Origin of the sequence: Cypionkella aquatica (assembly GCF_030161095.1) — a bacterium.
Taxonomy (GTDB): Bacteria; Pseudomonadota; Alphaproteobacteria; order Rhodobacterales; family Rhodobacteraceae; genus Cypionkella; species Cypionkella aquatica.
On the sequence record NZ_BSPP01000008.1, the window covers coordinates 146477 to 156927 of the forward strand.

At 60.1% G+C, this 10451-nt stretch carries 9 protein-coding genes; all 9 read left to right on the top strand.

The features are described 5' to 3' along the window. The first annotated feature begins 26 nt into the window (after positions 1–26). Entirely contained in the window at positions 27–707 is a 681-nt protein-coding gene (locus QQJ98_RS12855; protein WP_284325749.1) for an SOS response-associated peptidase, read from the top strand. Then, positions 697–1296, top strand: coding sequence for an ImuA family protein (locus tag QQJ98_RS12860; protein WP_284325750.1), 600 nt, complete (start codon positions 697–699; stop codon positions 1294–1296). The genes QQJ98_RS12855 and QQJ98_RS12860 overlap by 11 nt, the downstream gene beginning before the upstream one ends. Further along, a complete protein-coding gene (locus QQJ98_RS12865) occupies positions 1223–2776 on the top strand; it encodes a Y-family DNA polymerase (protein WP_284325751.1) in 1554 nt (517 codons plus the stop codon). The genes QQJ98_RS12860 and QQJ98_RS12865 overlap by 74 nt, the downstream gene beginning before the upstream one ends. Continuing rightward, positions 2773–6177 (top strand): error-prone DNA polymerase, encoded by a 3405-nt coding sequence (locus QQJ98_RS12870; RefSeq protein ID WP_284325752.1) that lies wholly within the window; start codon positions 2773–2775, stop codon positions 6175–6177. Before QQJ98_RS12865 ends, QQJ98_RS12870 begins: the two co-directional genes overlap by 4 nt. Positions 6178–6598: 421 nt before the next feature. Next, positions 6599–7060 (top strand): sugar 3,4-ketoisomerase, encoded by a 462-nt coding sequence (locus tag QQJ98_RS12875; RefSeq protein ID WP_284325753.1) that lies wholly within the window; start codon positions 6599–6601, stop codon positions 7058–7060. After that, the gene (locus QQJ98_RS12880; RefSeq protein WP_348523138.1) at positions 7057–8148 is read left to right on the top strand and encodes a DegT/DnrJ/EryC1/StrS family aminotransferase; all 1092 of its coding nucleotides are present in this window, start codon (positions 7057–7059) and stop codon (positions 8146–8148) included. The genes QQJ98_RS12875 and QQJ98_RS12880 overlap by 4 nt, the downstream gene beginning before the upstream one ends. A 3-nt stretch (positions 8149–8151) precedes the next feature. After that, positions 8152–8706 carry a GNAT family N-acetyltransferase gene (locus QQJ98_RS12885; protein ID WP_284325754.1) on the top strand — a complete coding sequence of 185 codons (555 nt, stop codon included), beginning with the start codon at positions 8152–8154 and terminating at the stop codon, positions 8704–8706. A gap of 179 nt (positions 8707–8885) precedes the next feature. Then, positions 8886–9449, top strand: coding sequence for a glycosyltransferase 61 family protein (locus QQJ98_RS12890; protein WP_284325755.1), 564 nt, complete (start codon positions 8886–8888; stop codon positions 9447–9449). A gap of 2 nt (positions 9450–9451) precedes the next feature. Continuing rightward, positions 9452–10451: glycosyltransferase (locus QQJ98_RS12895; protein WP_284325756.1), on the top strand; the 1000-nt coding region annotated here is incomplete at its 3' end.

Here is a 10451-nt window from a genome sequence, read left to right on the forward strand (position 1 = left end):
GTCATCCGCGATTCCCGGACTCCCTCATGTGCAACCTATATTCCCAAACCAAGAGCCAAGATGCGATGCGACATGTGTTTGACGACATGCGCGACGATGACGAGGAACTGGTTGATCTTTCGGGTAATCTGCCGCCGATGGCCGGGATATTCCCCGACTATCCCGCGCCGATCATCCGGCACGCGGCGGATGGTGTCTTGCACCTGACCAAGGCTCGTTGGGGCATGCCAACGCCGCAGGTGTTTCTGGCGGGCAAGCGCACTGATCCGGGTGTAACCAATATCCGCAATGTGGCCTCACCACATTGGCAGCGTTGGCTGGGCGTGCAGAACCGCTGCCTTGTGCCCTTCACCAGCTTTTCCGAGATCGACAGCCGGCCCGGTGCGTCCCGCAATCACCCAGTCTGGTTCGCGCTTGGCCAGGGGAGGCCCTTGGCGTTTTTTGCAGGCATCCGCACGGAATGGACATCGGTGCGCAAGCTGAAAGAGGGTGAGGTGACGGCAGACTTGTTCGGCTTTCTGACCTGCGCGCCCAATGCCGAAGTGGCCGCGGTGCACCCCAAGGCGATGCCGGTGATCCTGACCACACCGCAAGAATGGCGGCTGTGGCTGACGGCACCTGTGACTGAGGCCCTGCAACTGCAACGCCCCTTGGCCGATGGGATGTTGAAGATCGTAGCTGAAGGGGTGCGCGAAGATGCAGCTTGACCTACGCCAGCGGGTGATCCCTGCCGATCCCTTTGCCCTGCATCCACGAAGGGTCCATGAGGCCGAAGGACTGGGCCGCCGCGCCTTTGCGCTGTTTCAGGCAGTGCGTCATCCCGGCCCTCTGGTCTGGATCGTGCCCAACCATATTCCCGAACTGCCAATGCTGCGCGGGTTGCCGCGTGGTGTGGGCGAGCGGCTGCATCTGTTTCGTCCTAACGGTGAGACTGATTTGCTTTGGTGCATCGAGGAAACCCTGCGCGCAGCCCCCGTCAGCCTTGTGATCGCCGAACCTTCAGGCCATTTGTCGTTGACCGCTGGCCGCCGCTTGCAACTGGCTGCCGAGGCCGGGGGCACAACGGGTCTGATGCTGATCCGCGAAGGCGCGGGCAGCAATGCGACTGAAACCCGATGGCAGTGCCAATCTGTCGCAAGCCCGTCTGCAGACTCGACTCTGCATCACTGGAACCTTAATAAGAACAAAAAGGGAACAATTGGAAGTTGGATGGTGAACTGGAATGGTGCGTCGGCTGCTGTCCATATGGTTTCCGAGGCTGGCCAGCGACACAAGCCTGAGGACACGGCCCCTTGAAGGGCCTTTTGCGCTGACCCACCGGTCGGGCAATAGCGATCATCTGCATTGTCTGAACCCGGTGGCCACAGCGCGGGGCCTGTCGCGCGGAATGGCATTGGCCGATGCCCGCGCCATTTGCCCCGATCTTGCCACCCGCGCTGCAGACCTTGCGCGCGAGGCAGCGGTCTTGGCCAGTCTGCGCCGTTGGGCCAGCCGATATGCGCCGATGGTGGCGACGGACGGCGTTGATGGGCTGATGGCTGATATCTCGGGGGTGCCGCATCTGTTCGGCGGAGAGGCCGATCTGCGCGGCGATCTGCAGGCCCGGCTGGACCGCGCAGGGCTGCACGCAGCCACCGCCATTGCAGAAACGCGGGGCGCGGCCCATGCACTGGCACGTCATGGTGGTGGCATCGTGGCGGACGGGCAGTTGGCAGTCGGCATCGGGCATCTGCCTGTGACAGCCCTGCGGGTGGACCATGCCACGGCTGAGGCGTTGTCGCGCGTGGGTCTGGCGTGCATTGCTGATCTGGCGCATCTGCCGCGTGCGCCCTTGGCACGGCGGTTTGGTCAGGGGCTGGTACTACGATTGGATCAGGCGCTTGGGCAGCGTGATGAACCCGTGGTGGCAGAACCTGACGCGCCGCATTTTGGGGTGCGGATGACCCTGCCCGACCCCATCGGCCTGCAATCAGATGTGATGGCGGGCCTTGCGCGCCTGCTGGACCGGCTGTGCGCGAAGCTGGCCGCGACCCATATGGCCGCGCGCCGCGTGCGGCTGGAACTGCGCCGTGTGGACAAGGGGTTGGTGGTGGTCGAGATCGGCCTTGCGCGCGCCATGCGTGACCCCATCCGCATCGCCGCGCTGTTTGCCAAAGGCGTGGACGAGGTCGACTCGGGTTACGGCATCGACGCGCTGCGGCTGACAGCCACGGTGGTTGAGGCGCTTGCGCCAGAACAGATCGGTGGTGGAGGCTCCGCAATCCGGCATGAAGATGCGCTGTCAGACCTTCTTTCGTCTGTCGGCAATCGCATCGGGTTTGATCGTGTGCTGCGGCTGTTGCCTGCAACCAGCCTTATCCCGGAACGCAGCTTTCTGCTGGCCCCCGCCGTGTATTCCGAACCCGAACCGATGTCACATAGCTCCGGATCGCTGCGCCCTATCACACTGTTCCCGCCAGAGCCCGCGACCGTGGCCTCTGGCACCCCGCCCACCAGTTTCCGCTGGCGCCGGATGCGCTTCACCACGCTCCGCGCGACGGGGCCGGAGCGGATCACCCCAGAATGGTGGTTTGACGATCCTGCCTGGCGGTCCGGTCTGCGCGATTACTGGCGGATCGAGACGCAGGAAGGCCCGCGCCTCTGGCTGTTTGTGACCCCACAAGCGCCGGGCTGGTCCAACCCAGAGGCTCAAGGCTGGCCCGCGTCCGCAAGGGCGCAAAACTGGCCCGCCCCGGGATCGGCGCAAAACTGGTATGTTCAGGGGGAGTTCGCATGACCGCGCTCCGCTTCCAGCCCTATGCCGAGTTGTGCGTCACTTCGAATTTTACCTTCCTGACCGGGGCCTCGCATCCCGAAGAGCTGGTAACCCGCGCGGTGGAACTGGGTCTTGCTGCCATCGCCATCACAGACCGCAATTCGGTGGCAGGCGTTGTGCGCGCCTATTCTGCGCTGAAGGAACTGGCCCGGCTGCGGGACGAGGCACAGGCAACGAATGAGGCCGCACAGGATGGCCCGACCATCCGGTCGCAGCGCGTCACCGACCATTCCAGCCGCCAGACCGTGCCGCATTTTACCGGCCAGACCGATTCTCCTGTCATGTCAGACGCCCATCTGCCGAAACTGATTGCGGGGGCACGGCTGGTGCTGACCGACAGCCCGGTGGAATGGCTGGCCCTGCCGACCGATCTGGCGGCCTGGTCGCGGCTGACCCGGCTTTTGTCCTTGGGCAAGCGCCGCGCGCCGAAAGGCGAATGCCACCTTCAGCGGGCCGATCTGACAGAATGGGGGCAAGGCATGATCCTGATCGCCCTGCCACCCGATCCGCAGGAGGATGATCACCCCAAAACCGCGCATAGCGATCTGCTTTCCGTCGCCCGCACCTTTCCCAGCCAGTGCTTCCTTGGCGCAGCCCCCCGATATGATGGCCGCGATCAGGCGCGCCTAGACCAACTGGCCATGCTGGCCCAAGGGGTGAACATGCCCATGGTCGCGGTGGGCGATGTGCTGATGCATCGCGCAGCCCGACGTCCGCTGGCCGATGTGCTGACCTGCCTGCGCACCCAATGCACCATCGACAACATCGGCGAGCATCGGCTGGCCAATGGTGAACGCCGCCTGAAATCGGGGGCGGAAATGGCGCGGCTGTTTCACCGGCATCCCGCAGCCCTGCGCCGCACAGTGGAAATTGCCGATCGCTGCGCCTTCCGGCTGAACGATCTGTGCTACCAGTATCCTGACGAGGCGCAAGACGGTGAGCCGGCGCAAGACCGGCTGGAACGCTTGGCCCGCGCCGGGTTGCACCTGCGCTATCCCGCAGGTCCGCCGCCCAAGATCGTCCACCGCGTCGAGAAGGAACTCACCCTGATCCGCGAGGTGGACTACGCGCCCTATTTCCTGACCGTTCACGACATCGTCCAATTTGCCCGATCAAAGGGCATCCTGTGTCAGGGGCGCGGGTCTGCCGCCAATTCGGTGGTCTGCTATCTCCTAGGCATCACCGAGGTACCGCCCGAAAGCATCACCCTGATCTTTGAGCGGTTCATCTCGAAGGAACGCAACGAGCCACCGGATATCGACGTCGATTTCGAGCATGAACGTCGCGAGGAGGTCATTCAGTGGATCTATGCCCGCTATGGCCGCGAACGCGCTGGACTGACGGCGACCGTCATCCATTTCCGCAGTCGCGCTGCCATCCGTGAGGTCGGCAAGGTCATGGGCCTGTCGCAGGATGTCATTGCACGATTGTCGGGCCAAATCTGGGGCTGGTCCTCAGCCGCCCCCGGCGAAGATCGCTTGCGCGACGCCGGGCTCTCCATTGAAGACCGCCGCGTGCAACTGGCGGTGCGGCTGATTGGCGAGATCATCGGCTTTCCCCGTCACCTCAGCCAGCATGTCGGAGGCTTCGTCATAACGCACGGGCGGCTGGATGAGATGTGCCCGATCGAAAATGCCGCGATGGAGGATCGTACCATAATTGAATGGGACAAGGATGATATCGACGCGCTGGGATTGATGAAGGTCGATATTCTGGCGCTTGGCATGTTGACGGCCATCCGCAAGGCTTTCACTCTTCTGAAAGATCACTCTGGCATCACCATGAACCTAGCGACTCTGCGTCCCGACCCGGGTTTGACCCTCCCCAAGGAGGATGCAGAGCGGACAAAGGTTTATGACATGCTTTGCCGCGCCGATGCTATTGGGGTGTTTCAGGTCGAAAGCCGCGCGCAACTGAACTTTCTGCCCAAAATGCGCCCACGCTGTTCTTACGATCTGATCTGTGAGGTGGCCATCGTCCGCCCCGGCCCTATTCAGGGCGGCATGGTGCATCCCTTCATCAACCGCCGCATGAAGCGCGAGCAGGTCGAAGACCTTGGACCTGCCCTGATGGAGGTTCTGGGCCGCACTTACGGCGTGCCGTTGTTTCAGGAACAGGCAATGCAGATCGCCGTGGTGGCTGCTGGCTTCACGCCTGCGGAAGCCGACCGCCTGCGCCGGTCACTTGCCACATTCAAACGCATGGGCACCATAGGGTCTTTCCGCGAACGGTTCGTCTCTGGCATGCTGTCGCGCGGTTATGATGCTGACTTCGCAGCCCGTTGTTTTGCCCAGATTGAAGGGTTCGGCAGCTATGGTTTCCCCGAATCTCACGCGGCCAGTTTCGCGCGGCTGGTCTATATTTCGGCTTGGCTCAAATGCCACCATCAGGCTGTCTTCACCTGCGCCCTGCTGAACAGCCAGCCGATGGGGTTCTACGCGCCCGCCCAACTGGTGCGCGACGCCCGCGACCATGGTGTGGAGGTCCGCTCGATCTCGGTCAACCATTCGGTTTGGGATTGCACAATAGAATTACGACCGGATGGCGGACTCGCCCTTCGGCTGGGGTTTCGCCAGATCAAGGGAATGCGCGAAGAAGACGCCTCTTGGATCGCGGCCGCCCGGGGCAACGGCTATCCCGATGTTGAAAGCCTGTGGCGCAGGGCGGGCGTGCATCCCGACACGCTGGAAAGGCTCGCCGAGGCCGATGCCTTCGCCGCCCTTGGCATGACCCGCCGCGATGCACTTTGGGCAGCCAAAGCGCTGAAGGCCCCCGCGCCGCTGCCGCTGTTCGGCTCCGATGATGAAGGCGGCGTTGAACCCGCCGTCCACCTGCCCCAAATGACGCTTGGCCAAGAGGTGATTGAGGATTACCTGTCGCTGCGCCTATCCTTGCGTGCTCACCCGATGGAACTGCTGCGCCCGCGCCTGCCCGAAAGCATCGGCAATGACCGGCTGGCGCAAACACAAGGCCGCGCCACCGTGACCGGCCTTGTGATCACCCGCCAACGCCCCGGCACGGCAGCGGGCGTGATCTTTCTGACGCTGGAGGATGAAACTGGCACCGCGAATGTAGTCGTCTGGAAACAGGTCTATGAGGCATTCCGCAAAGCCGTGATAGCAGGGCGGCTGGTCAGCGTCACCGGTCGGATTCAGCGCGATGGCCCTACCACCCACCTGATCGCCGAACGGGTGGAAGACGTGTCACCCCTGCTGGCCACCCTTGGCCGCCCCGTAATCATCCCGTCAAACGACGGTCGCGCAGACGAGATAAAGCGCCCCATAGGCCGCGATGCCAGATCCACCGCCCGCCATCCCCGCGAACAGGCAAGGAAGTTGTTTCCAAGCCGGGATTTTCATTGAAAGAAACGAACAGCCCTTGGGCGAGCGCTGTCTTGTCTGTGTTATGAGATGAGCGATAATATTTATGGGTTGCATGTCCGCCCACTTGCATGACTGGCAGTCTGCCTGCCATTGCCCGTCGCCGGAACGGTAGCGCGCACATGGCGTCCCACCACTTCTGCGTCAAAACGATCAAGCAATTGTGAGTTAAGTGCAGATCTAGGCGGGGGGGGAGAATGGCACTCCTGAAAGCTGTCCTTGCTCGGAGGGAATTCGCGCTCAGCATGAATGAAGCGCTGCCGACTTGCCGCATGGTTAGGAAGCTCTGCAGGTCCAAGGCAGTCTCACTCTGGCCTGAGCAGAGCATTTCATATATGACGCCATGATCAGAATAAGACACCGTAACCCATTGTAGACCCGCCGTTTCGAAAAGGTACCAAGGATGAGTGAGCATTTGTCAAATCTTGATGCGGGCCACCGGGACACCCCCGTGAAGGCGGGCAGCGTCAAGCTGATCGAGCTTCCCGTTATTACCGATCCACGCGGCGATCTGACCTTCGTCGAAGGTGGGCGGCATCTGCCGTTTGATATCCGCCGGGTCTATTATCTTTACAACGTGCCGGTCGACTCCTCTCGCGGCGGTCATGCTCACCGTAACCTTGAGCAGGTAATCTTTGCTCTCTCCGGCAGCTTCCGCGTCATTATCGACGACGGCCAGTCCCGCTCGGAATACGTCCTGCGCAATCCGCGTCAAGGACTTTACGTGAATCGGCTGATCTGGCGCGAAATGGACATGTTTAGTCAGGGCGCGGTCTGCATGGTGCTGGCGTCGCAGGCCTATGACGAAGCCGACTACTATCGAAATTACGACGATTTTCTCAAAGCCGTGGCGGAGGCATCGTGATCCCTTTCCTCAATCTGCGCGATGCCTATCTCGAGCTGAAGAACCCCATAGACGCGGCGGTCCTGCGTGTGCTTGATGGCGGCTGGTATATTGGCGGTGCCGAACTGTCAGCTTTTGAGGCGGAATGGGCCGCGTATTGCGGGGCCGCGCATGCGGTGGGCGCCGCCAACGGGCTGGATGCCTTGATACTCGCCTTGCGTGCCCTGGACATCGGCGCGGGCGACGAAGTGATTGTGCCGTCACATACTTTCGTGGCCACTTGGCTTGCGGTCTCCGCGGTTGGTGCGCGTCCAGTGGCGGTCGAGCCCGATCCGGCCAGCTTCAACATTGACCCGTCGCGAATCGAAGCTGCGATCACGCCACGTACCCGGGCCATCATGCCGGTGCATCTTTACGGCCAGCCTGCCGATCTCGAGCCAATTCTCGACATTGCCAAACGGAGAGGCTTGTCGGTCATCGAAGATGCCGCCCAAGCGCATGGCGCCTGCTACAAGGGGCGGCGTATAGGCGCACATGGCGATATCGCCTGCTGGAGCTTTTACCCCGGCAAGAACCTCGGAGCGATGGGAGATGGCGGTGCCATCACCACCAACCGCTCTGATCTGGCAGAAAAGGTGCGTTTGCTAGGCAATTACGGCTCGCGTGAGAAGTATGTACATGAGGTAGCGGGGACAAATTCCCGGCTCGATCCGATTCAGGCGGCAGTGTTGCGCGTAAAACTTTTGCATCTTGATGCCTGGGCCGATCGGCGCCGCGCGCTGGCCGCCTCTTATGCGGCTGCGTTGCAGGACAGCGGGCTGATCTTGCCACAGGTGGCGAGCGAAAGTGAGCACGTCTGGCATCTCTACGTCGTGCGCAGCAGCGAGCGCGAGCGCTTGATGCGGGTGCTCGCGGCCAAGGGCATCGGCACCCAGATCCACTATCCGATTCCGCCACACATGCAGGGCGCCTATGCCGGGCTGGGACATCTTCCCGGTGATTTTCCCATTTCGCAGCAGCTTGCCGGCGAGGTCTTTAGTCTGCCCATGGGACCGCAAACCCCGTCCGACACAGCCGAGAAGCTGCGTGCTGCCCTCGAACAGGGCTAGCGGATGATGGCACTCCCGAACCCAATTGAAGGCCACAACATCCGCTTCCGCCTCGTCCGGCCCGACGACGCAGTCTATATCCAAGGCCTGCGGACATCACCCGAGCATGGTCGCCATTTGTCTGCCCCATCCCCATCTTTTGAGGCACAAAGGGCCTGGATCGAAGCCTATAAGGCGCGCGAAGCGATCGGGCGGGAGTACTACTTCATCATCGAGCGCCGCGATGATGGCGCGCGCTGCGGAGTCCTGCGTCTCTATGACATCGCAGAGGGCCGTTTCACTTGGGGAAGCTGGATTCTGGATGCGAACAAGCCCTCCAAGGCAGCTCTGGATTCTGCTCTGCTCATCTATCGCATCGCCTTCGGAACCTTGGGCTGCACAGAGGCCATCTTTGACGTGCGTACCGAAAACACACGCACCCTTGCCTTTCATCGCCGCTTTGGCGCTGTCGAAACGGGATCGGATGAAATCAACACCTATTTTAAACTGGATTGCGACGACTTCGCCAACCGGGCCCCATCTCTTGACAAGGTCTTCCTTCTCCTCGACAAAGATTAGGATTGCTTGATTGTCCGCGATGCAGCCCCCCACACCTCTCATGAGGAAACGCATTTATCCGGGAGAGCCGGCAAAACTAATACCCAAGATCATTTTGCACTTTCATCGCAAACGCAAGAAAGTAGTAATAAATACCATTTACTGGGCGCTTAGACTCTTCGCGTCAAGAACGGATAGTGATGGTCGATAGTCTGGTGCGTGAACCCATTAACCAACGTCCAGGCGCTTGTCCGGACCTCATTGACTATGGCTCCAACCGCAACGTAATTCGCCAATATCATGGCGCGATCCTCGACCGGCTAAGCATCAGTGCGCCTGTACAGAAGAAGCGGATCTTTCTGGCGCGCGGAAACCGTCGACGCTCTTACAATCAGGCAGAGCTTCTGTCGATCACCAAACACCATGGTTTCAGCGCGGTTTATCCTGAGATTCTTATCTTTCGCGATCAAGTGCAACTCCTAGCGAGCGCGGCTTTTGTTATCGGACCATCCGCCGCAACTTTCACCAATACCTCATTCTCTCAACTTGGCACACGCCTTCTGAGCTGGCTTCCACCACGGCACGGCAAATTCTGCTCTTATACGAATTTTGCTAGCCTCACCGAAAGTCGGCTGCGTTTTTTGTTCACGACACCGGACCAGCCACTCTGTAGCGGTTTTGACGCGTTCAGGGCGGGATATCATATCGACAGCAATGTATTCGAATCCGCACTGCGGCTCGCGCTCGAATCGACGGAGTATTAGTTTTGCGTACCACATTCCTTCTTCTATCCTATAATCAAGAGGCCTATGCGGCCGAAGCAGTCAAGGCCGCGCTCGCTCAGGATGGAGAGCCAATTACAATTCTTATCTCGGATGATGCATCTACTGACAGGACGTTTGAAATCATCCAGGCGGCGGTGGCAGGATATTCAGGCCACCACCGTGTAGAATTGAACAGAAACCCACATAATCTTGGCCTTGCTGCCCATATCAATGCGTGTATGCGGAAAATAACGACTGAGTACGTGATAGCGGCGGCGGCAGATGATATTTCGATGCCACAGCGCGCGATTAGGGTCTGTGAAGCCTTTAATCATACTAACGCTCTCCTCCTGCACTCACGCTTCGAAGAGATCGACAAGACTGGTATGGCGAATCCCGGTAGCTTTCCGAGTAAAGCAGCGTTCTTTCTGCGGGACACATCAGCGCTCCGCGCTACAGAACAAATGGGCCTATACGTGGGCGCGACTGGTGCTTGGCACCGCTCTCTGTTCGATATCTATGGAGAAATAGATGATGGGTGTTACGAGGATCTTATCCTTGGGTTCCGGGCCGCACTTGAGAGCCGGATTGCTTTCATTGACGAGGTTTTGGTGAGGTATCGTACGGGTGTCGGCATCAGCGCGATGGATAGAACATCGGGCCGTAAAGAAACTTGGCGCTCGGATCGGATGACGGGGCTTGCTAGAAAGCAGTCTGTTTTCTCGCAAAGATTGCGTGATGCTTCTCGATCCTCTCACCAAGATCGTACTGCTATATCTTCAAAACTTGAGCATGCAATAAGGATAAATTGTCTTCGAATGCAATGCTGTGAACAAGGAGCGTTGACCTTTCTAGGCAGGAATATGGCTAGACCTCACGTCGCTCTTTTGATTATTCTATCCGAGAGGCGCAAACGGAAGAGGGCCAAGAAGCGAGCTAGGGTGACCTGCCACGGGATTTTTCCTCCATCTGCGACTAGAGTCCTCCCCAAGGAAGGGACGG

Excerpts from the sequence above, each read along its gene's own strand:
- QQJ98_RS12855 (WP_284325749.1), top strand. The coding sequence starts at position 27 with ATGTGCAACCTATATTCCCAAACCAAGAGCCAAGATGCGATGCGACAT.
- QQJ98_RS12860 (WP_284325750.1), top strand. The coding sequence starts at position 697 with ATGCAGCTTGACCTACGCCAGCGGGTGATCCCTGCCGATCCCTTTGCC.
- QQJ98_RS12865 (WP_284325751.1), top strand. The coding sequence starts at position 1,223 with ATGGTGCGTCGGCTGCTGTCCATATGGTTTCCGAGGCTGGCCAGCGAC.
- QQJ98_RS12870 (WP_284325752.1), top strand. The coding sequence starts at position 2,773 with ATGACCGCGCTCCGCTTCCAGCCCTATGCCGAGTTGTGCGTCACTTCG.
- QQJ98_RS12875 (WP_284325753.1), top strand. The coding sequence starts at position 6,599 with ATGAGTGAGCATTTGTCAAATCTTGATGCGGGCCACCGGGACACCCCC.
- QQJ98_RS12885 (WP_284325754.1), top strand. The coding sequence starts at position 8,152 with ATGATGGCACTCCCGAACCCAATTGAAGGCCACAACATCCGCTTCCGC.
- QQJ98_RS12890 (WP_284325755.1), top strand. The coding sequence starts at position 8,886 with ATGGTCGATAGTCTGGTGCGTGAACCCATTAACCAACGTCCAGGCGCT.